Source organism: Kordia sp., assembly GCF_022447245.1.
GTDB lineage: Bacteria > Bacteroidota > Bacteroidia > Flavobacteriales > Flavobacteriaceae > Kordia.
Genome location: NZ_JAKVBC010000017.1, coordinates 1 through 22,990, shown reverse-complemented (window position 1 = coordinate 22,990; position 22,990 = coordinate 1). Strand labels below are relative to the sequence as shown.

Genomic DNA, 22,990 nt, shown 5'->3' with positions numbered 1-22,990 from the left:
ATCAAAAAAATTTAAACAGATGAAAAAACTAAGTTTACTCAGCTTACTCTGCGTTCTCTTTATTTCATGTAAAGATGACCCAAAGCCAACAGAAAAAAAAGACACTGCTCAATCAGTCAAACAGTACACTATTGAGCAAATTATGGATAATGAAAGTGTATTAGGCGGGAGTTTTTCTCCAGACAAATCAAAACTATTAGTTACCAGTAATCGTTCAGGAATTTTTAATATGTATACAATTCCGGCAAAAGGTGGTGAATACACAACAATTACACAATCTGATAGTGCTTCTGTATTTTCTATTTCCTTCTTCCCTGAAGATGAACGTATTCTTTATAGGATGGATAACAATGGGGATGAAATTTTCCATCTTTTCGTTAAAAATACAGATGGAACTTCCAAAGAATTAACACCAAAAAAAGGTGCAAGAGCTTCTTTCTTTGGTTGGTCAAAAGACAAAAAAAGTTTCTTCTATCAATCGAACGAACGCGATAATCGTTATATGGATTTATATGAAATGGATGCCGCTAACTTTGCCTCAAAGCTTATCTATGAAAACAATGACGGATATTCTATTGGTGGTATTTCTGAGGATAAAAAACATTTAGCCTTTATCAAAGCCATCAATACAAACGATAGTGACTTATTTATTTACAACATAGATTCAAAAAAATTGACCAAAGTCAATACAAGTCTAAGCGCAAACTCTCCACAAGAATTTTCAGGTGATAATACTTCATTGTATTATACAACAGATGCCGATGCTGAATTTGCGTATTTGATGAAATATAATATGACTGACGGAACTCATGAAAAAGTATCAGAAAAATCATGGAGTATCAACGGAAGTTATATTACCAACAAAGGAACATATAGAGTAACCTACATCAACGAAGATGCAAAAAATGCCATTGAAGTAACAGAAGTTGCTACAGGAAAAAAATTAGAACTTCCTGATTTTAAAAATCAAAGCATTACCAATGTTGGGTTTTCAAGAGACGATAGCAAAATGCGTCTTTTTGTTGGCGGATCTAACACACCTTCTAACTTATTCGTGTATGATTTAGAATCTAAAAACTTGATACAACTTACCAATACATTAAACAAAGAGGTAAACAAAGAAGACATGGTTACTGCAGAAGTAATTCGCTACAAATCTTTTGATGGTACTGAAATTCCTGCTATTTATTATTTACCAAAACAAGCTTCTGCAAATGCTAAAGTTCCTGCATTAGTTTGGGTTCATGGTGGTCCAGGAGGACAATCGCGTCAATCATTTAGTTCGTTAATTCAATACTTAGTAAATCATGGATATGCAATTTTAGCTGTGAATAATCGCGGTAGTAGCGGTTATGGAAAAACCTTCTTTAAAATGGACGATCAAAATCATGGAGAAGGTGATTTACAAGATTGTGTAGAAGGTAAAAACTGGCTAACCAAACAAGCAGAAATTGATGGTGAAAAAATTGGAATTATTGGTGGTTCGTATGGTGGTTATATGACTATGGCAGCATTAACATACACGCCAGAAGAGTTTAATGTCGGCGTAAATATTTTTGGAGTTACCAATTGGCTTCGTACACTAAAAAGCATTCCGCCTTGGTGGGAATCTTTTAAAGATGCCTTATATTTAGAACTAGGAAATCCGCATACAGCTGACTCTGTTCGATTGAAACGAATCTCTCCTCTTTTCCATACAGATAAAGTAACAAAACCATTGATGGTGTTACAAGGAGCAAAAGATCCAAGAGTATTGCAAGTAGAATCAGATGAGATTGTAGCTGGTGTAAAGAAAAACGGTGTTCCTGTAGAATATGTGTTGTTTGAAGACGAAGGACACGGATTTGTCAAAAAAGAAAATCAAATAAAAGCGAACAGTCAAATTCTCTCATTTTTAGATAAATATCTTAAAAAGAAGGAAGAGTTTAAAGATTAAGAAATTTATTTCGTTTGTTTTTGTTTTAATTACTGCTTACCTTGTTGTGGAAATTTTGAATACTAACACAAAATCAAAAATAATGAGAAAAGGAATATTCATGATGCTGACTGGAGTGTTGTTTATTGCAGCAAGTTGTTCATCTGGAGGCAAAGAAGTTAAATTTGATTTACAAGCCAAAAATGATAGTAAAGTTTCTGGGACAGTAAGTTTTACTGAAACTGAAGATGGTAAAGTAAAAATGGTTGCTATTATGGATGGTTTAACTCCTGGTGTACATGCAATTCATATTCATGAAAAAGCAGATTGTTCTTCTGCCGATGGAAAATCTGCCGGTGGACATTGGAATCCTACTGGGCAACCACACGGAAGATGGGGTGCTAAAACTGGATACCACAAAGGAGATATTGGAAACTTTGAAACAGAAGAAAACGGATCTGCGACTATTGAATTCTCAACAGACGAATGGTGTATTGGCTGTAATGATGACACAAAAAATATTATCGGAAAATCTATCATAGTACATGCTGGTGTAGATGATGGAAAATCACAACCATCTGGTGCTGCTGGTGCACGTGTAAGTTGTGGAGGAATTATAAAGTAAGAAGTAATAAAATAAAATAATATACAAAATAAAGCTACTTCCTTCAAAGTAGCTTTATTTTGTATATAACCTAAATAGATCATGAACCCATCTGCAAAAGGCTGGATTAAAAAATTATTAGCCGAATATCAATCTAGCGATACTACGCCTGTTAGTTGTTCACTTGATGCTTTGTATAATGAACTCAAAGATTCTGGTTTTATTTATGGAACTAACTTAAAAGCCATATTTAATAGTGTACCAACTACCGATCTTACACATGAAGAATTGTGCAAAGTGAATATGATTCTTTCTTTTCATTATATTCATAAATGCTACAATTCGGAACGTAAATTTGTAGATACTGTCACGGATTTTTATAATATCGTAGATGATTTTAAAAGTTCATTTTTTCAGGAATTATTCCTTGGTAAAAAGAAATCGTATGATCTGCTAGAGAGTATGATTAATAAGCGAATTGCCATTGATGATAATGTCATTACCAAAAACTTCAATTATTTAATTACCAATACATTACTTTTTGTTGATGTTCTAGCGTATGAAAAATATTTACAAACTGGCGAAGTCACAGATCAATACTTACGCGATTTAGAAGCTACGATTGAAACCATCATTTTTGCAGCCTTAGATTTAAAGACAGAAAAAACGAAATACGATAAAAGTTTGATCAAGCTTTTTGAATCTTCTTTTCGATACGATCACCGAGAGCGTTTGCAGTATGATGATGTGATTAAAAAGGTTTCCAATTTGCTCACAAAATACTATATCATTGATTTGGTGTGTATGACCTTTTGGACCGATAAAATTATTGATGATGAAGAACATGCGTTTCTTAACCGTTTAGGGAACGATTTGCAAGTAACAAATGATGTACTCATGAAAGCTGCGGCTGATATTGCTGATTTTTACGAAGAACATAAAGATGAAGTTGCTTTGTTGAAATCGCGCAACATGATTCAGAGTTTTTATGAGAACTCAAGTAATATGGTAAAAAAACTCATCAACCGAAACAAAAAGCGTTTGGCTACAGAAATGTATGAAAGTAAAGAGTTGATGGTTTTACTAACACAATCTACCACACGATCACTCTCTGACGAAGAACAAAAACGTGTCAAAGATCAATTATTGGATATTTTTAAAAGTATTCCGAGTTTGGCAATTTTTATGTTGCCTGGCGGAATGTTACTGTTACCAATTGTAATTAAATATATCCCAAACATACTACCTTCTGGATTTGACGATAATCGCTTAGAGGAAGAAGAAGCTCAGGAATTTGACGAAGAATAGTAAATTTCTACTGTTTAGATTGACTGTACAACTGCTGTAAACTTTCTTCTAGTTCACCAGCGTATTTAAAATAATCTGGCATAGAAAAAATAGAATTGAAGTATAAATTTCGCAATTCATCTCCTTTTTGTTTTTTGGCAAATGCTACAAAATGTCCATATAATGCAGAATAGTGTGTTTCTAAATGTGATTTTTTAAAAGATTCTTTTTTGTCATAACCAATCCATTCAAAATCATCAAAATTAAAAGCTGTATACTCATAATATGGCTTTTCATTAAATGTTGGTAATTTTTCGGCAAACTCTAACAATTTATCATAATTTTCTATCATGTTCAACACTATAAATCGCTGTGTCAATGCATTCGAAACAGATAAGTACAAAATTGCTTTTTCAATATCATTTTCCAATCCATAATCATCCAGATTAAAGTCATACGTGCTCAAATCTTTCTCGTTAAATAACTTAGCAATTCCACTTTGAATTCGATAATAATAATTGTCTAGCAACCATCTACTGTCTACTTCTTTTTGAAGCGTTTCTTCTGCAACTTGCTCGCTCGATTTGTCCTCTGCACTTTCTGGTAGATTATTATAGTGAATTTCGCGTATTACATACCAATACTTCAATTCTTGTGCTGAAGGTTTAGATAAAAATTTTTTGGTCAATAACTTTTCATCTGCTTCTCCAACGGCAATAAGTGCATCAATAATATGGTTTAGACCTGGCGTTCGCAATGCATCAACAGCATTTTTAAAATCTTCTCCTGTAGCATTTACATTTTTCGAGTATATATCGCCAAGTTGTACTAGATTTTTAAAATCAGAATTGTTTTCTTGTCCTACTAAAGTCAGAGTTACAGTAAAGAATAGTAAGGTAAAAAAATGTTTCATGTAATGAGATAATACGGTTTATCTAAAACTAGAAGAATCTTAAGTAATATCAAAATTATGAATGTTTTTTATTTTCAATGGCTGCTGTGTTTCTTTCAAAACAACAAGTACGTTTGGTCTATTTTATCATAGACTTAAATTTTTGAATATCTTCTAATTCGCCACCCAAAATGTAGTATTGTATGGAATCAATATGAAGTCGTAGTTCTTTTTCAATATATAAAAAATGAGGTTCAACCAATTGCTCTAACTCTTGGATAGATACTTTTTTACCTGTATGATCAACCGAAATTCCAATTCTATACATAAAAAAACCATCGCCGTCATTCAAATCCAAGTAAACATTTTCTTCCACTAATTTATATTTTGATGGAATTAGATTTTTTGTAAGTGGAATTAGACGACAATTAATCATTTCTAAAAAATAATTGAAATTATAAACTACGCTGCCTTACTACTAACGCAACAACTGTCTTCTTTACACTGGCAGAATTTTCTATTATAAAAATGAAGAAATACTAATCCTAAAGATGGAAAATAAATGAAATATTCTGGAATAGAAAACCATTGCATTTTTTCATTTATAATAATAAAACTCAAAAACAACCACATGCCCCACAAAGCGTATTTCATCCACTTCTTACTTGTTGATGCTGCCGACCAATAAATCGCAAAAAAAGAAATTATCAAGAAAAATATATCTATTCCTTTCCACCAAAGTGGAACACTAGCGCCATCACAACAAATCATTTGCGATTGTGCAATAAAAAGTAATGGCGTAGTTAAGCAATGTACTAGACAAAGACTACTAGCAAATATTCCTATAGTATTGGATTTTTCTTTATATAAAACCATATCATTAACGCAACTAAGTGGCAAATGTAATTGTTTTTTTGTGAATGCAACAAAGTTGCAGTAATTTTGTTGACATGGGAGTTATACGAAAAACAAAATCAGTTCAGATCTTACTTGATATCTTTGCAAAAAATGAAGAAGCTATTTCTGTAGTACAGCTTGTTGAGTTCTTAAAAGAGCAGATGAATAAAACCACTGTTTACCGAATTCTTGAACGTTTGGAAAATGATGGCATTGTACATTCGTTTATGGACAAGGATGGAATTAAATGGTATGCAACATGTAAAAGTGGTTGTACTTCTTCTCATCATTCAGATATACACCCGCACTTTCAATGTCAGGAATGTGGAAAGGTAGATTGTCTTTCTGTAGAAATGAAAATTCCTGAGGTTCCGAATAGAACCATTAATTTTTCTCAAATATTATTGATTGGTAAATGCGAAGAATGTAGGTAACTATCCACTAGCCTATTCTTTAATGTAAACCATTGCACTTCCAAAAGAGGAAGCACAATGGCTACTGATCGTGTAATGGCTAATCAAACGATACTTACTTTTCAAAATTATTTCAAAAATGTTATTTTACTCCTAAAATGTCTTGTTTGTTGTACAGGATTAAATTGATTTTTTTGTTTGTCATTAATGCAAAATATATGAATGATAATGGCGGATACTCCCAACTCATTAGCAAATTCTGCATAATACCCTTGAGTGCTTCTGTGTAGGCATACACTCCCCAAATAGCATTCCAATTGGTATGAGAGATACGATTATCGAAGCTTTCCAAAGCTAAATATTTACTTGGTGTTGTTTGAAAAAATACTGTGTATTGCTTCGTATTTAGAGCGTCTATTTGTATGCCAAACACATCATTTTTAATTGTATTAAAATGTTTCCTGAGCTCATGTTTACGTGTACCATCTTTTCTTTTAGCATCTTTTGAAAATACACCTACGCACACGTTGTTTTCATCAAAAAGCATACAAACCGTCTTTGGATATTGAAATGCTTCTCTTTGTAAAGGCTTAACCTCTAAGTAATTGTTAAAAAACTGATCTTCAACTAATTCAAGTTCATCCAATCGACCATCTAAGCTGATTTTCCCTGTAATTTTTGCAGCCTTAATTTCTACAGGAATATCAGGTGGTGGAAAGTTAGTATCACTAACTTCTTGTGCTTGTAAAAAACTCACAAACAATAGCATACATACTATGTAAATAAATGTTACTTTCACGCTACAATATTTACTTGCTTATTTTTTGGTTTCAAAACAAAAACAAAGAGTATAATTAATAAACTCATCCCTAGCAATCCTAAAATACGCAAATGAGTTGCGTCCTTTTTATATGTGAATTCAAAAGCAGGAAGGTTTTTATAATCGCTCTTTTTAAATTCCTGATTGTTGAACATAAACGGCAGGAAAAAATTGCGCCACTCTTGAGCAAACGCCAAACTCTGATGTCTAAATTCTTGATAGTCTTTTTCTGAGGTCCCTGCCAAATCGTTCAGCGCATTTTGCACTGTCAATGCAGGAGACAACCAACTAAAAGTGTGTGCCCATTGATGTTGGCTTTCTAATTGTGTTTCAAATTTTTCTACTACGGGACGCAATTCTTCTTTTATCAGATTCTGTGTTGCCATATATCTATGATAAAAGTTTCTGGTTTGTGTACTATCGTTAATAGCATATTCAGGATGATCTCTTAAATAACTATCTAAAATTTCATCTTGTTTCTTGGTTGCTTCTGCTTTTAACGTACGTACTTGATTAAGCATTAAAGTACGTGAAGGCATTGGATATAAAGAATTACTCAATTGATTCAATATAGATGGTGATAATAATACAAACAATACCCAAAAACCTATCAATGCTATAGCGTTTTTGGCAGAACTGTGAATCCAAATATTGGTCGCAAATGCCAATACAAACCAAAACAATGCATATACAATAATGTATGCAAGCAACACAAGTAGTGAGGTCCAATTTGCCGCAAAATGAAAGGAGAAAATCGCAAATACAATAATAAGCGTAATACATATACATAATACCAACCAGAAAAAACGCAAACCTAATTTTTGTAATACCCAAGTACGAATGCGAATTGGTTGAGAAGCTAGTAGTTTTAAAGTACCACTTTCTCGTTCGGAGGCCAATACATTAAATGAAAAAGCAATGATCAATAATGGTAATAGATATATAATTACAAATGCCAAATCAAAACTTCCAAAAAGTAGTTGTACTGGACTTGTCATTTCTGTGTAACTCAATGAAAGATCATCACCTGTAACAGTTGGCTCTACATAGTGTGAAAATAAATCTGATTGCCCTGTAGCAATAAATGCAGTAGATTTTGCAGGCATATTTACAACTCTTGATAAAGAATTACCTATCACAACTGGTCGTGAAGGCAATCTCCATCTAGATACGCTGACTTTGTGTCCTTTTTCAAGAGAGTCTAATACACTTAACGTTTCGGCTTCTTGAGTTTTAAGTTCGTTTACAGCGGTTTCTATATTGGCTTGACGTGCTTCTACTTTTTGATTTCCATTATACACAGCAAATCCAAACAATAAAAACAAAAGAATACTAAGCAATTGAATCCATCGATTTCGGATTAACAAAAGCCATTCATATTTAAAATTATATCGTAACATTTTAAAGTGATTTAGTAGTGAAAAACAACAATGTAAAAGAACCTATAAACCAAACGAGCATGATTATAATACTTGAAGTATTGGTTTTCATGATTTCTGATAATGATGGCGGTTCATAGTTAAATTTTGGTAATTGTTTCCAAAAACCTGCGTCTGCTTTAAAACCCCATTCGCCTAATTTTGATTCTTTTGCAAAATGATCGTTGAGGAATTTTTGAGTTTCAATTCGATAGTTTTCAGCGGCATCTGAAAAATCCCAGTGCGTATTGTAATCTGTTTTAGCAATTGCCATACTTAAAAATCGTGTGGGTAAATATGGAGACACTGTTGCTAGTGTTTGATAAATTCCATTTTGATTAGAATACTGCGTTTTTAAATAATTGTAATGTTTGAAAAAGATTTCAGCTTCGTGTTCTTCTCCCTTTTGCATGCGATAAGCATCATAATTAAATGGCAACTGACTTAAACTGTCTACTCCATATTCTTTTAAGGTTTGTTCTTCTAATTCTTTAGCAGCTTTGCTCCAAGGATTATGTCCGTCTAAACCAAGTTTTTTGTCTTTGGCAACATTGGCTGCAAATTCTTGTCGTGTTGGATATGGATATTTATATTCCGCTAGATTACTGGCCATTTTTGGCAGAACCAAACAGATTAAAATCCAAACACTTAGTGACAATACTAAAGCTATTCCCGATTTTTTTACAGATGCAGAAATGATCAATACCAAATTGATAAAAATGGCATAATAAATCATGTACGTAACAAATAATGCAAATAGTGATGACCAACTAAACACACCAAAATCTGGTAAATTAGATAATAACAAACCTGTACTTATGAAGAGTACGAATAGCAGGATACTTACTGGAAAAAAGATAGCAATCCATTTTCCTAAAACAATCTTCCAACCAATGGCTCCTTGACTATTTAAAAGTGTCAAAGTTCCTCTTTCTTTTTCTTTCGTAATACTATTGTATGCGATTAAAATCAACAATAGAGGAATCATGAATAATAGAATAAAATCTGGTGTTAAATCGCCAAAACGCGCCAATCCTGTTTGATCAGAAGCAGCAATGAATTGTGCTTCATTTCTATTGTGTGCTTCTAAGAAAATAGACGTTCCTGTGTACTTATCTACTCCTTGATCAATTAAGGATAAGGGATATTTTGGTTTAAAAGCATACGTTCCATAATGAGCTGCCGAATGCGGATTTTTTTCTCCTTGGTTGTCCCAAACTTCACGCTCATTCGCACTTGCTTCTACATACTGTTCGTTTACATTTTTGTAATGATTAGTACTGATGAATACTGCGATAGTTGTTAGAAGCAATACTATGAAGAAAGCGATTCTAACACGTCCATCTCGCCATAATTCTTTGGTTTCCTTTTTAAACGTATGGAGTATCATGATTGTAGCGTATTATAAGACATCGTTTCTAAATAACTATCTTCTAATTCCTTAAGCGAAAGCTCATCAACAGACCATTGTTGCTTTAATTGTCCGTCTTTCATGACACCAATAGTAGTTGCTACTTCTTTTGCTCTAAATAAATCATGTGTAGCCATTAAAGTTGCTACTCCTTTTCCTCTTAGTTTTTGCAATAATTGTCCAAATTCATTACTTGCTTTAGGATCTAAGCCAGAAGTAGGTTCATCCAAAAGCAGTACTTTGGCATCCTTGGCTAATGCAATGGCAATCCCTACTTTTTGACGCATTCCTTTGGAGTATTTTGCTACCGATTTATTAAATGCTGAAGTTTGCAATCCTGCTTCCTCTAAAAAGCTTTCGAGCTCTCCTTTTTTAAACTTTTTATTTGCAATTCCTGAAAAATAGTCAAGGTTTTCTATGGCAGTTAAGCTAGGATAAAGCATCAAATTTTCTGGAATATACGCAAGATGTTGTTTGGTCAATTTTGGTTGTTCAACCACATTTATATCATTGATATAAGCGCTACCTGAAGTTGGCTTTATAAAGCCTAAAAGAAGATTGATAGTGGTTGTTTTTCCTGCTCCATTTGCTCCTAAAAGACAATAAATTTCACCTTCGTTTACATGTAACGAAAGTGCATCTAACGCAGTGAAATCACCATATGTTTTGGTGAGATTGTTGATACGTATCATAAATTTTGGTATTGAGTAATTTCGTCTCTATCGTATGCTTTTGCAATACAAGAAAGCCTGTTATGATTGATGATTATATACAGAAGAAAAAGTAATGTATCACAATATTTAGTACTAACTACATACAAAAAATGCTTGTATTGTACTTACAAGATGGCATGTCGTATTTCTAATGTACGATATAAAAAAGTATTCTATTTATACCACAACTGGTGGTGGTCTATTCAAGAATTGAGAAGAGTGATAAACTGTAGCAATCGGATTTTGATACAACAGTATCACAGGTTTATGAAAAGGCAATACAAAAGAAGAAGTTTCTTCAAAAGTATCTGTAGAAACATCAAAATGATGCTTTTCACTGGATTCTAATATCAAAAAACAATCATCACAATCGGCAACATCTTCATGTGAAAATGCATGAGACATAGAATGCGAAACGCCCATCTTTAGTAAAATAAAGATAGCTAACAGTAGTAAACTACGCATTCTAAGTATGTTCGTTTTTTGAGTCACAAGTCAAAACTAAGTAAAAATTTTGGTAAAATGAGTTAATATTTAAAGAATCAGCTAAGAAAATAACAGATTCACTTTATCTGTAACGCTTTTCTATATCTAATACATTTTAGTAAAGAAAGTAATGTGTTGTATTTATAGTTTTATAAAATTTAATAAATATGTCGCTATTTACTGTAAAAAAGCATCCTTATAAGTGCAAAGAATGCTTTTAACATTGGTATATATTGAGCAACTATTGCTTCAAAAATAATCCTGAAAAAGGAAACACTATGTTTTCGAATGTAACTCCGACTGCTAATCGAATTCCAATACTGGAAACAGTATCGTTTCCAAATCCGGATGCAACTGTATAGTAATTCGGATCATTTTCAGCACCACGGAATAAAATTGTTGTTCCGCCACCGTTAGAACTTAAAATAAAGTAATAACTAAGAGATACTAGAATGCTAACATTTCCCAAAGTAAAGTTACCACTAACTTGTCCTGTTGTATCATTTATGTAGTAATTACTCGTACTGCAACAACATCTTCGTTTTTGTATATTCCTACTAAATTCATAATTGATTTGATTTGATTAAATGCTTACTCTCTTATAGGCTTTTCGGCATGCTCCTTTTGTATTATTCCGGATCAATTACAACTCAAAAATGATTGATTATCAAAACAAAAAGAAAATAATTGAGTAGTTATACATATTATTTAAGTGAATGAACCAGATGTCTTAGTAATTCAAATTCAGTGTATTTTCAATTTATTACATAGAAGGTTTTGTTAAAGTTTAACTAAAAAAAGAAGCAATTCGTGAATCTTTCGTTAAAATTTATAAATCACGAGAATCATTTTTATAAAGTTTTACATTTTCTAATTAGTTTTCAGTTGAAAATTAAAACTTTAACTTATGAATACATTGAAAATTACTTTACTGTTTACATTCCTTTTCTCGTTTCATTTTTTGACTGCTCAAGATCAAAAAGACAATACTTATACCGATTATCAACTATCTGATTCTAAATTTAGTATCATTGGTTACGGAGGTGTTGGATATGCTGTTGTTGATAATGACAATCAACCAAACTATAACCTAGATGCTAGTACATTTGATATTTTATTGAATTACCGCATTGGTAAACGTTACGGAATTGCCACAGGAATTGGTTTTAACCAACTTACGGGAACTGGTTTCAATAATGCTGGACAAAACTTTTATCATGAACGCGGAACGCTTAAAATTCCGTTGTTATTGAGCGGGAATTATAATATAGCACCTAAAGTGCGTTTGGTTGCCAACATAGGTTTTTATGCACAGACTATCATTAAAGATGATTTTAGTTTCGCAGGAAATACAACAGTAGGCGATATTTATGAAGGTTGGAATTTTGGGTTACAATCTGGCATTGGAATGTCGTATAACTTCAATGAAAAATTTAGCCTTGGTTTGATGTTCAATACACAGGGAGACTTTAACCGATTTGATACTGCATCTGATGTGAATCTCAACAATAATCAAAAGATTAAAAGTATAAACACTGCCGGTTTGTTATTTACAATTAATTTATAGCCATGTTTTGTGTTTGAAAAAGTCTTTTCCTGCTATGAGTTCAAAATAGAACTATAACGCGGATTTTTTAAAGAATTGCCTGCCCTATATTGTTCAATTACGGGCGGGCATTCTTTTGTTTTTCAACTTTTGCATCTAGTTTAGACTCATCAAACACAAAATATATCAGATGAAAAAACTCAGTTTACTTACACTTTTAACCCTTATTTTTTCTTTTACAACGCTTAATGCACAAAATGATCATGATCAAGATGAAAATCGTGAACCAAATTCTAGATTTAGCTTTATGGCATATGGCGGGATTGGGTATGCCGTTGCAGATGGTAAATGGCAGCCAAATTATAATTTAGATGCTAATATTGGTGAATTCTTAGTACAATATAGAATTGGAAAGCATTTCGGAATTTCAACTGGAATTGGACTTGTTGAGTTAACAGGAAATGGTTTTTATTATACGCATGGACCTTTTTACCATGAACGTGCATATCTTAAATTTCCATTGCTTTTTAGTGTGAATTATAATGTAGTTCCTAAAGTACGTTTGCTTGCGAATGTTGGTCCTTATGGACAAGTCATTCATAGAGATGAATTTATCTTTTATAACGGCGGCAACGTAAATGATATTTATAGTGGCTGGAGCATCGGTTTACAGTTTGCTATTGGGATGTCATATCATATCAATTCAAGAATGAGTCTAGGTATAATGTTTAGTTCTCAAGGAGATTTTAATCGACTCAGTATTGACACAAATAAAAAGATTTTTGCAGACCCGCAGAGAATCTCTAGAATTAATACGCTTGGTTTTGTATTTACATTTAATTTATAAACTAAAAAGAGAGCGCTTCACTACAATTTCGTTTAGTAAGAACGCTCTTTTTCTTCTCTTATTTGATGTGATGCGTTTTGGATTGTTTACGCTGGTTTCTACATCAGAATACAAACTGTTGAATTTATAAACTTTTAAACTTCTGTAATGTTTGTTTGTTTTTTGTTAATTCGTTTGTTTGAAAATACATTTACATTTATACTTTTCAGAGTACTTCTGTGTAAAATTTTCTTCACTTCATTTCGGAAAACCGCTTGAAGTGACGTTTTGTACTTTTCTTTGATGGCTAACTTTTACATTTAAAATTTAGCATTTTACATTTATAATTTCCAAAGTTAATTAAGCCAATTTTTAAAGTCTTTTACACGTTCGCGACTTACAATGATTTCTTGTTCATTGTAGTTGTGTAGTTTTATTTGTAAACGAGAGTTTGTATAACTTACAATGTCTTTGATTGCATTGATGTTAACATAAAACTTTCTACTTACGCGATAGAAAATTTCTGGAGACAATTCGTCTTCTAAGTTTTCTAACGATGTTTCTAATAGATAGTTTCTCCCTTCTAAGGTATGCGCATACGTTCCTTTGTTTTCACTGTAAAAACATTCTATTTCATCAACAGGAATCATTTTTAAGTGTTGTCCAACTTTTACCGTATAGCGTTTTTTATAGGTACGTTCAATTGGATTGACTAATAGTTTCTTGATATCGTCAAAGTTGAGTTGTACGTTTTGTGTTTTTGGTGCGCGCATTTTGTATTTTTCTACGGCAGTCACCAATTCGTCTTCATCAATTGGCTTTAGTAAGTAATCGATACTATTTAGTTTAAAAGCTTGTAGTGCATATTCGTCATACGCCGTTGTAAATATGATAGCAGATGTAATATCAATGACTTCAAAAATTTCAAAGGACAATCCGTCAGACAATTGAATATCTAAAAATATCAAATCAGGATGTTCGTTGTTTTGAAACCATTCGATAGATTCTGCTACAGAGTGCAACATAACTTCTACCTTCATATCTTCTCGCTCTAACATTCGATTGAGTCTTCTTGCTGATGGCTTTTCGTCTTCGATGATGATTACTTTCATTGGTTGGTTGTCTGTTTTTATTACTAGTTGCTGGTCAATTTATTTTGAAACTATCATTTCCTGTTGTAAACTCCTAAACGATTACACTGAGCAAAGTTAAAGTGTTGGTTTATTTGTTTTTCACAGTTCATACTCAGAAATTTACTCCCATTTTTTTCTGTCTTCGGACATGTATTCTTGAATTTTACGTTCTTCCCATTGTCTTCCTAATAGAAAATCTTTTCCAAAAACGCCTAGTGCATGAAATACAACTCCAATTCCCCAGAAAAATGCTGTTGAAAAATGTCCAAATTTCCAGAATGTTTCTCCTTCATCTAGGTTCAATCCAATCATCGCTAATATAAAAACATTGACGATGACATACGAAGCAAGGTGTCCATAAAATCCTTTTAGTTTTTCAACCTTTTTTCGAGCACGCATGTATGCTTCTTCCTTTGTATAATCTTTGTTATATGTATTTGATGGTAATCTTTCCATAACTTATTTTTTATGAGTTGTATGTAGGAGTTTCCTCATCCATATACTGTTTTATTTTTCGCTTTTCCCATTGGTATCCAAAAATGCTTATTAAGGAAAATACATTCATTGCATGAATTAGAAATACAAATCCCCAAATAATCCATAAGGTATATACATCTCCATTAACAAGTGCTTGTTTAAACGATAATCCTTGTTCCATAGATTCCCAAACTATTCGAGACGAAACAAGCAAATTTATTATTACATAGATACAAGTATGTATATAAAAACTACGTAGCGATTTCACTTTTATTTCCGCCATTGCATAGGCTTCCGTTTTATTTGCCATATCTTTTCTCATTAGTTGTATTCTTTACCTTCATCACCCTTCATATATTCTCTGATTTTACGCTCTTCCCAGTTTCTCCCTAACATTCCTTTATCTATAAATACATTGAATGCATTAAATGCGATTCCAATTCCCCAAAATAACCAAACTGCGTATACTCCTTCATCAGCAAATGCTTCTTGTAATGTTTCTCCATCTTCTACATTGTCAGCTATTACTTTGTAGCTAATAAATAAATTTATGCCGACATAGACGATTAAGTGTATATAAAAATCTCTTATGCTTTCTACTTTTTTTTGAGCACGTAGATATCTTTCCGCTTTTTCTTGATCTTGATTATTTGTTTTTATTAGCTCCATTTTCTACGTTCTTCTTGTTTCATATATTCTCTAATCTTAAGCTCTTCCCAGTTTCTTCCTAACATTCCGTTATCTACAAATACATTGAATGCGTGAAATGCGATTCCAATTCCCCAAGCTATCCAAACGACATAGGTTCCAAAGTCAAAAAAAGCTTCTTGAAACGTTTCTCCGTTATCAAGATTTCTTACTATTTTTTTGATACTGATAAATAGATTTACACAAATATATACGAGCAAGTGTGTATAAAATCCTTTGATATTATCTACTTTTTTTTGAGCCCGTGCATATTTATCTTGTTGCTCTTGATCTCTACTATCCATTAGTTCCAGTTTTTACGTTCTTCTTGTTCCATAAATTCTCGAATCTTACGTTCTTCCCAGTTTCTACCGAAACGTCCTCCTTCTAAGTAAACACTCATGGCGTGAAATGCTAATCCTATTCCCCAACCGAACATTGGAAACCAAAACCAGTGGAATTGTGGACTGAACCTTAAATTGATAAATATTAAAAACGGAATTACTAAACAGTATGATAATAAATTATAATAAAAATCTTTTAACTTTTCTACATGTTTTCTGGCTTGAATATATTTATCGTCCAAGCTTTGATCTGACTGTGTTACTCTTCTATTCTTCATGACTTCTCTTTGTTTTGTTAGCATCGGAATTGCTACTTGAAAGTCCGATGTTGTTTTGTTAATATAAACTTGGCGTTGTGTGAGTAAATCATATCGTTGTCGGATATTATTCAAACCTACGGCACTACTCTTTTTTACAATTTGTTTTTCTTGAAGATTGTTTTCAATGATTAAATTTCCACGATCTTCATAAATTTTAATATGTAACGGTTTTGAAGGCGTTACCATATTGTGTTTTACAGCGTTCTCTAATAGTAATTGTAATGACAATGGCACTACTTTACTTTCAGGATTGCTTGCTGTTTCTGGAGCTTCAAAAACAATACTATCTTCAAAACGCATTTTTAGTAAACTCATATACGTTTTGGCAAATTTCAATTCTTCATCAACCGTAACCAATTCTTTGTTTTTCTGTTCTAGTACATAGCGATATACTTTGGAGAGTCCTGATGTAAACTTCTGCGCTTGACGCGGATTTTCATCTATTAAAGAACTGAGTACATTTAAGCTATTGAACAAAAAATGCGGATCTAGCTGATTTTTTAAAGCATCAAACTGTGCAGAGGCCGTTCCTGCAATGATTTTTTGTTCGGTAACTTTCTTTTTTTGCAATTCTTTGTAAAAGTATATTGCGTGAAAAAAGATGGAAAATACAACTGTAATCAGTAACGCTCTAAAGTAAAATTCAATGCTCTCTGTTTGAATAAATACAGTATATGTTTCTCCTTCAATCAATATTTCTTGTACCATTCGAGCTAGAAAAACAGTAAAAATGGTAATGACAACCGACCCAACTACTCCTATTAATAAACGGTAGTTTTTTAATTTTTTAGTCCATGCGACACTTGTATTTAAGTAATCAAAAAAGTATGAGTTTACTAAACTGATTGGTATTGAATACAGGCAATAATAGCCAAAGACAATCAGTAATTTTTTATTAAATCCTATCGAATTTCCACCCATATATCTAAATACAAGTTCTATTCCCATTAATACAATTGAGATAATAAGTCCGATAACTACAACTTTGATAAACTCTTTCATTACAGTGCTTTTAGTTGACTACTTTCAAATATACTAAGGATTTTTGAACGTCTTTTTATTTTTTACATTCTTCTAGCATTTGAATCGCGCGTTCTTTTCCCCAACGCGGACTGTAGTCATCGTTCTTCTTTTCAGTTTCGAACAATGTTTTTGCTCTTTCAATTTCTTTGCAAAACGGCGCTGTATCCTGTCCAAAATAACGCGCACTTCCCATATCCCATTCTGCCTTGTTCAATACTACTCTAGGATTATTGTTATCAATCGCCAATGCTTTTGCATAGATTTCACTCACTTTAGGTGCATATTTCATTCCGTACGTAGCACCATCGTAAGCAACCCAAACAGTGTATAACATTGCTTGTAGAATCATGATTTCTGGGTTCTTTGGCGAAATACTTGAAGCTTTATCAATTTGAGCTTGTGCTTTTTCTAGTTGTTGTGCTAACGTACTTTTGTCTTTGATTGCAAACCCATTGATAATGTTGATTTGTGCAGCATAATACGATGGCAACCATTCATTAGGTGTTGCTTCAGCGATGCGCTCAAATAAATTAGCGGCTTCTACACTTTTATTTTCTTTCCATAATGAAAAGGCTTTTTCCATTCCTTTTTCATACTTTGTTTGCGCAGTAGCAATGTTTGCTAAGAAAACTAAACTTAAAATTAATACGACTTTTTTCATTGTGTTGGTTTTTTGATGATTTGACTTTTTTTGATTGAATTTGAATCCTCAAATGATTGAAAAAACATATTCGATGATGATGAATGCGATACTGATCATTTTTTGATTGATTTGATTGTTTTTGATTGATGGTTCAAATATCCAATAAACTATAGGTCTAGAAAAAAAGAAACTACCGAATTGTAATTTTTTAAGGATGAATCGTCTTTTATTGGATTTTTTGGATGACAAGACTTACTTAGTACTCAAGGAATGGGACAAGTCTACTTTTTTGATTTCCTTTTTTTGTCTCAAAAATTACTGATAATATATTCATTAATTCTAACACACCATGAACCCTTGTGGTTCGATACTTATCATTTTCTTTAGTACACTAGATTCTACTTGAAAATAATAGATTTTGTAGTTTTTGCTTTTATGAATAACCATTTTATGAATGTTACAAACTAGTTCTAACCTTTTATCGATGTAAGAATTGAGGTTCGACTTTTCAAAAAACGTTTTGTTTATTTCTATAGTGATTTCCTCTATTTATTCTTGATACTTCATTGCGTATTTTTCCACAACCTGTTCTAAATTTGCTTTGACTTTCATGAATTATAGCTATAAAATTTAAAGTATTGATGGGTATTGTTCTAAAATTTATATGCAACAAAAAGTAAATATCCATAGCATAAAGAAACAAGAAAACCAGAATTTAAATAATCATCAAAAGCTGTAAAACTAGCGGCATGTAATGCAGCTTTAGAGTAAGACTTTAAAAAAAGTACACAAGGTAGAATCAAAAAAACTTACTGCGGATGGTTATTTTGATATCCATACCAGTCAATGTTGTGAAGATGAGGTGGGTTATAAAGATATTTCAGATATTTCTTCTGAACTATCAAATTATAGCCAAGCGTTATTACTTAATTCGAAAAACTAGTTATGAGCGTTGATGAAAAGCAATTTAAGATTATCCATATGTAAATCTTTTTTATCTGTCATATAATACTGTATCATTCTTTGAGACATTCCTATAAAAAAACGGAATTGTCCTGCTGCCCTCTTTTTAAAAAGCAAAGTGAAGCGATTACATTTGCCCTTGATTTCTGAACAGTAAAATGCCATGAATTACTGCAAAGACAGGATTCATAATGAAAATATCTACAAAAAGCACATGTATTTAATGATGTTTGCACCATAAAAAGGAATTAAACATAATAAATACAACCTTAATAAATACAAAAAATCATATCGTTAATCAGCTACGTAAAAAAGTAAAAAACACATCTTATTACGCTTATATATTTTTTTCTACTGATAAAGAAAATAGAATTTACTTTGTAAATAAAACCACCAACCAAGTTGTACCCCAAAGAATTCATATCTCTTAAAACTCGTACTAAATGATTGTGATAAAAGACAAAAAGAATATAAAAAAAGCTCTCCAAAACAATGAAAATTATCTTTTGGTAGGCACAAAAAATCAAGGAGAATATCTAAAAAAATCACAAATTCTCTATATGGAAGCCAGTGAATGTTACTCATGGATATATCTAATAGATGGATCAAAAGTGATTAGTTGTAAAGCTATTGGCTACTACCAAGAGCTATTTTTGGATATGAATTTTTCACGTATCCATCGTTCGTACCTTATCAATTTATCTCATTTAAAACTGTATGAGCCACGCTATCGTTTGGTTCATCTAAAAGGAGATATAGTCTTGCCTGTAAGTCACCGCAAGAATCGCGCGATCTCTAAAATGATACATAATCAAAAATCAAATACGCCTTTTAAAATGGCAGTGTAACAACATACATCTTCAAAAAATAAAAACTAGTAAATAATTAAAATCAAAACTTTATGAAATACACTTTTACATGGGTTTTTCTATTGCTTTTTATAGTAAAAATGGGAGCACAGAACGAATCAAGTGATGCATTCCAGATACCAGAAGTCTTTCCTGTATCGCCTACCGCAGCAAGTTTGTATAAACATAGTAAGATTCCTACGAATCTTAGCTCTGGACAAGCCAATTTGGTGGTTCCTATATACACTGTTGAACAAAATGGATTTAATCTACCTATTAATCTTCGCTACAATTATGGTGGGATGATTCTAGAGGAAGGGCCGTCACGCACTGGATTGGGATGGACACTTGCAGCAGCAGGTGCAATTAGTAGAGAGGTGCGAGGAATTCCTGATGAAAATCCATATGGTTATTATGGAGTAAATAATATTCGTCAGACTATACTACAGCCCTATTTTGCAAATGGGACAGAAATTAGTGTTAGTAACATGGAGGCAATCGCCAATGGATTATACGATACCGAGCCAGATGTTTATCATGTTTCAGTTGGAGGTATTAGTTTCTCTTTTAAAGTAGGAGAAAATAGCAACGTCTATTTATTATCTAAACATAACTATTTAGTAGACTTTTCTTTAGACGAAATTATTGTAACTGATGATAATGGTATTAAATACTATTTTTCAACAAAGGAGACTAGTTCTAGTTTGGGAGAGTATGATGATGTTAATGGAAATTTTGGCAATGGTCACAGCTACACCTCCAGTTGGTTTATTACAAGAATTGAAATCTCTAACACTTCAGACATATTTTTTAATTATCTCAATAAAGATCAAGTAGTGAGTTATTCTTTTATGGGAACTTCATATGCTAATACTACTTTAATTCCTCCAGGCGCTCCATGCTCTGATAGTAATTGGGGCGGTAGTCAATCTTACAGTAAAACCGTTACTGATCAAAAAATTTTAAGCAAGATCATCTTTGATAATGGGAGTATTGATTTTACTAAAACTGACCATGATTTTTACGAGCTCTATACGAAAGTAGAGATCAAGGATAAGCAAAATAACCTTATTCATGATTATGAATTAAACTATGACCATGCCAATCGAGATTTGTTAACTGAAATTAGGAAAAATAATGAGCGTATGTATAGTTTTGATTATTATAATATCAATTCCTTGCCTGATTATGTTGTTGATAGTCAAACTATCCCAACAGCTATGGACTGGTGGGGATATTACAATGGCGAAATAAGTAATAGCGTTATTACCAGTGTTCCAGGTAGACCTAATGCTCCAAATAAAAGCTCAATAATGCGTTACACACTTGCAGGTGCTTTATCAAAGGTAACTTACCCTAGTGGAGGTACATCCTCGTTTTACTATGAGCAAAATGAGATACTCAAAGAAAATGCAAGCAACAACACAGGAACTACTCAAATACCAGCTTTTAATAGACGTATTTTATTAGAGATGGAAGGAGATCAAAATCAAACAAAAGAAGAAACCTTCAGTTATACCTTTACCGAGGATACTTATGCTGAGATTTCTCATGATATCAAAACTTATGTAGGTATGTATGTAGAGTTGCAAATGCAAGCTCCAGGATCATCTGATAGAAATTATATTGATCAGGCTACTTATCTACGTCAGCAAGCAGATCTTAATCCAAATGCAGATGTTACCAGTTTTCCATATTATGCGAATTATTATATGGAAGACATTGGAGATGGACAAGATAATGCTACTGATCTTTCTTGGTTTAGAGGAGATACAGGAGGTGTTATCAAGATAAAAGCAGGTACATATAATTTTAGGCTTAAAACATGGGGCGCAAATCCTGATGGGAATTCTTCCATTAAACTAGAGATAAAGTTCTACAAGGATACTAATGCTGCTGGAAGTCCAAATGTCAGTGAGGCTGAATATGTGACTATTGGAGGACTTCGCGTTAGAGAAATTGTGACATGTCCTAATGATGGATCAGCTGAGGGCTGTATCAAACGTACATTCGAATATGAAGATGCTCAGGATTTTAACCAAGGAAATTATTACTATTACACCAAGGTTAGAAAAGTATGTAGTGCTTTTGGAAATACACATGCGGTATATAATCTAGATCGTATCATCTATAATTACAAAAGCTTTACCAGTGTAAACTTCAATAGTGGTGTTCCTGTTTATTATGGAAAAGTAAAAGAAGGTATTGGATTAGAATTAGTATCCGAATCAGTTGAAAATAATTATGACTATGTAAATGACTTACCTACTAATAATAATGATGATGGTAGTTACATTGTTACATTAGCCAATGGGAATCGACCATCACGTTTTATAACGATTAATCATCCTCATTATAAAGGAGGATATGAATATAGTACTTTTGAAACACCCATTATCAATACAAACTTGAGCTATCCATTTACTCCACAATCAAAGGATATTACAATTGGACGATTAGGAGCATTTGAGGTATTTAACTACGACACTCCAGAAGGTATTGTTACTACAAATTATGATAAAGTAAAAGATAATTCAACGACGTATAATCAGTATAGAGATATATTAAGTGGTTCAGGATATTCACTGACTCTTGGATATCCATTGGGATTAAAAGTAGCTCGAAAAATATCTTTTGAAGGAGGAAGTATTTCCATTGCTCAAAATGAATTATCAGATTATTTCTATATTGAAACTTATGGAGAGGTTTATACACGTTTTCTTGCTTCAGAGCAGACTTCAACAGATTATATAGATACTGATAATGTTTCTAATACAGTAAGTACTACTTACAATGCCTTGATTCAACCAAAAGTCACAGAAACTACGGCAAGTAATGGAACAATTCGTAAAACAGAAAATATATATGTAACAGAACTCAGTAATCCAACACCAGATGAGCAGTTACTTATCAATCAGAATAAAATTAATAAGGTTGTAGAGAGCAATAACTATATACAACACCCTAATGTGAATGAGCAATTATTAAACACAACAAAGACTCTTTACAAGAACTTTGGAAATGATCATGTACTTACAGAGAAGATTCGCTCCAGTAAAAGTGGCGGAACCCTAGAGGATAGAATCATTTTTACCAATTATGATAGTAAAGGTAATCCTACGGAATTCTCAAAGGCTGATGGCGCAAAGACTTATATCATATGGGGATATCACAAGAGCTTTCCTATTGCCAAGTTAGAGAATGTTGATGCATCCACTTTTACAACGCAGCAAGATGCTATAATAGATGCTGTAATTTCAGCATCAAATTCAGATATAGATGAGCAATCAGAACAAAGCCTAAGAGAGCTTCAAAACGATTTAA

24 protein-coding genes are annotated in these 22,990 nt (G+C 32.5%); 8 read left to right on the top strand and 16 right to left on the bottom strand.

The genetic code is table 11. The annotated features are described in order from the left end of the window. Positions 1 to 19: 19 nt before the first annotated feature. The 3 genes from MK119_RS12875 to MK119_RS12865 all read left to right on the top strand — a co-directional run bounded on the left by MK119_RS12875 (position 20) and on the right by MK119_RS12865 (position 3,827). Complete coding sequence (locus MK119_RS12875) at positions 20 to 1,936, top strand: alpha/beta fold hydrolase (protein ID WP_290679434.1); 1,917 nt, start codon at positions 20 to 22, stop codon at positions 1,934 to 1,936. 82 nt (positions 1,937 to 2,018) lie between these two features. Then, positions 2,019 to 2,540: a superoxide dismutase family protein gene (locus MK119_RS12870; RefSeq protein ID WP_290679431.1), complete on the top strand. Its 522-nt coding sequence runs from the start codon at positions 2,019 to 2,021 to the stop codon at positions 2,538 to 2,540. 81 nt (positions 2,541 to 2,621) lie between these two features. Next, positions 2,622 to 3,827: an LETM1-related biofilm-associated protein gene (locus MK119_RS12865; protein ID WP_290679429.1), complete on the top strand. Its 1,206-nt coding sequence runs from the start codon at positions 2,622 to 2,624 to the stop codon at positions 3,825 to 3,827. A 7-nt stretch (positions 3,828 to 3,834) separates the two neighbouring features. Here MK119_RS12865 and MK119_RS12860 read toward each other — a convergent pair whose 3' ends face one another. The 3 genes from MK119_RS12860 to MK119_RS12850 form a co-directional block, all read right to left on the bottom strand. Then, entirely contained in the window at positions 3,835 to 4,719 is an 885-nt protein-coding gene (locus MK119_RS12860) for a hypothetical protein (protein WP_290679426.1), read from the bottom strand. A gap of 118 nt (positions 4,720 to 4,837) precedes the next feature. Continuing rightward, a complete protein-coding gene (locus MK119_RS12855) occupies positions 4,838 to 5,074 on the bottom strand; it encodes a hypothetical protein (RefSeq protein ID WP_290679423.1) in 237 nt (78 codons plus the stop codon). A gap of 86 nt (positions 5,075 to 5,160) precedes the next feature. Next, positions 5,161 to 5,598 (bottom strand): MerC domain-containing protein, encoded by a 438-nt coding sequence (locus MK119_RS12850; RefSeq protein WP_290679420.1) that lies wholly within the window; start codon positions 5,596 to 5,598, stop codon positions 5,161 to 5,163. Between the two features lie 50 nt (positions 5,599 to 5,648). On the opposite strand from MK119_RS12850, the gene MK119_RS12845 reads away from it, so the two are divergent. After that, complete coding sequence (locus tag MK119_RS12845) at positions 5,649 to 6,029, top strand: transcriptional repressor (protein ID WP_290679417.1); 381 nt, start codon at positions 5,649 to 5,651, stop codon at positions 6,027 to 6,029. A 121-nt stretch (positions 6,030 to 6,150) separates the two neighbouring features. On the opposite strand, the gene MK119_RS12840 is transcribed toward MK119_RS12845, so the two are convergent. From MK119_RS12840 to MK119_RS12815, 6 genes are all read right to left on the bottom strand, one after another. Further along, positions 6,151 to 6,807 carry a hypothetical protein gene (locus tag MK119_RS12840; RefSeq protein WP_290679414.1) on the bottom strand — a complete coding sequence of 219 codons (657 nt, stop codon included), beginning with the start codon at positions 6,805 to 6,807 and terminating at the stop codon, positions 6,151 to 6,153. After that, on the bottom strand, positions 6,804 to 8,228 hold the full coding sequence (locus MK119_RS12835; protein ID WP_290679412.1) for a DUF3526 domain-containing protein: 1,425 nt from the start codon (positions 8,226 to 8,228) through the stop codon (positions 6,804 to 6,806). The genes MK119_RS12840 and MK119_RS12835 overlap by 4 nt, the downstream gene beginning before the upstream one ends. Position 8,229: 1 nt before the next feature. Then, entirely contained in the window at positions 8,230 to 9,636 is a 1,407-nt protein-coding gene (locus MK119_RS12830; RefSeq protein WP_290679409.1) for a DUF3526 domain-containing protein, read from the bottom strand. After that, entirely contained in the window at positions 9,633 to 10,349 is a 717-nt protein-coding gene (locus MK119_RS12825) for an ABC transporter ATP-binding protein (protein WP_290679407.1), read from the bottom strand. Before MK119_RS12825 ends, MK119_RS12830 begins: the two co-directional genes overlap by 4 nt. Positions 10,350 to 10,547: 198 nt before the next feature. Next, the gene (locus tag MK119_RS12820) at positions 10,548 to 10,835 is read right to left on the bottom strand and encodes a hypothetical protein (protein ID WP_290679404.1); all 288 of its coding nucleotides are present in this window, start codon (positions 10,833 to 10,835) and stop codon (positions 10,548 to 10,550) included. Between the two features lie 262 nt (positions 10,836 to 11,097). Next, a complete protein-coding gene (locus MK119_RS12815) occupies positions 11,098 to 11,325 on the bottom strand; it encodes a hypothetical protein (RefSeq protein ID WP_290679401.1) in 228 nt (75 codons plus the stop codon). A 438-nt stretch (positions 11,326 to 11,763) separates the two neighbouring features. Between MK119_RS12815 and MK119_RS12810 the strand changes: the two genes are divergently transcribed. Together MK119_RS12810 and MK119_RS12805 are read left to right on the top strand one after the other, a co-directional pair. After that, the gene (locus tag MK119_RS12810) at positions 11,764 to 12,423 is read left to right on the top strand and encodes an outer membrane beta-barrel protein (protein ID WP_290679398.1); all 660 of its coding nucleotides are present in this window, start codon (positions 11,764 to 11,766) and stop codon (positions 12,421 to 12,423) included. 169 nt (positions 12,424 to 12,592) lie between these two features. Continuing rightward, positions 12,593 to 13,249, top strand: a complete 657-nt coding sequence (locus MK119_RS12805) for a hypothetical protein (RefSeq protein ID WP_290679395.1) — start codon at positions 12,593 to 12,595, stop codon at positions 13,247 to 13,249. Between the two features lie 335 nt (positions 13,250 to 13,584). Here MK119_RS12805 and MK119_RS12800 read toward each other — a convergent pair whose 3' ends face one another. The 7 genes from MK119_RS12800 to MK119_RS12770 all read right to left on the bottom strand — a co-directional run bounded on the left by MK119_RS12800 (position 13,585) and on the right by MK119_RS12770 (position 17,873). After that, a complete protein-coding gene (locus MK119_RS12800) occupies positions 13,585 to 14,340 on the bottom strand; it encodes a LytTR family DNA-binding domain-containing protein (protein ID WP_290679392.1) in 756 nt (251 codons plus the stop codon). Positions 14,341 to 14,481: 141 nt separating this feature from the next. Next, positions 14,482 to 14,817, bottom strand: coding sequence for a 2TM domain-containing protein (locus tag MK119_RS12795; RefSeq protein WP_290679389.1), 336 nt, complete (start codon positions 14,815 to 14,817; stop codon positions 14,482 to 14,484). Positions 14,818 to 14,827: 10 nt separating this feature from the next. Further along, positions 14,828 to 15,148 (bottom strand): 2TM domain-containing protein, encoded by a 321-nt coding sequence (locus MK119_RS12790; protein WP_290679386.1) that lies wholly within the window; start codon positions 15,146 to 15,148, stop codon positions 14,828 to 14,830. A gap of 11 nt (positions 15,149 to 15,159) precedes the next feature. Next, the gene (locus MK119_RS12785; protein WP_290679384.1) at positions 15,160 to 15,507 is read right to left on the bottom strand and encodes a 2TM domain-containing protein; all 348 of its coding nucleotides are present in this window, start codon (positions 15,505 to 15,507) and stop codon (positions 15,160 to 15,162) included. Then, positions 15,498 to 15,830, bottom strand: a complete 333-nt coding sequence (locus MK119_RS12780) for a 2TM domain-containing protein (RefSeq protein WP_290679381.1) — start codon at positions 15,828 to 15,830, stop codon at positions 15,498 to 15,500. The genes MK119_RS12785 and MK119_RS12780 overlap by 10 nt, the downstream gene beginning before the upstream one ends. Then, positions 15,830 to 17,191 carry a 2TM domain-containing protein gene (locus tag MK119_RS12775; protein WP_290679378.1) on the bottom strand — a complete coding sequence of 454 codons (1,362 nt, stop codon included), beginning with the start codon at positions 17,189 to 17,191 and terminating at the stop codon, positions 15,830 to 15,832. The genes MK119_RS12780 and MK119_RS12775 overlap by 1 nt, the downstream gene beginning before the upstream one ends. Before the next feature lie 55 nt (positions 17,192 to 17,246). Continuing rightward, entirely contained in the window at positions 17,247 to 17,873 is a 627-nt protein-coding gene (locus tag MK119_RS12770) for a hypothetical protein (RefSeq protein WP_290679375.1), read from the bottom strand. 1,388 nt (positions 17,874 to 19,261) lie between these two features. On the opposite strand from MK119_RS12770, the gene MK119_RS12765 reads away from it, so the two are divergent. Further along, entirely contained in the window at positions 19,262 to 19,666 is a 405-nt protein-coding gene (locus tag MK119_RS12765; RefSeq protein WP_290679372.1) for a LytTR family DNA-binding domain-containing protein, read from the top strand. 53 nt (positions 19,667 to 19,719) lie between these two features. Beyond that, the coding region (locus MK119_RS12760) for a hypothetical protein (RefSeq protein ID WP_290679369.1) at positions 19,720 to 22,990 on the top strand (3,271 nt) is incomplete at its 3' end.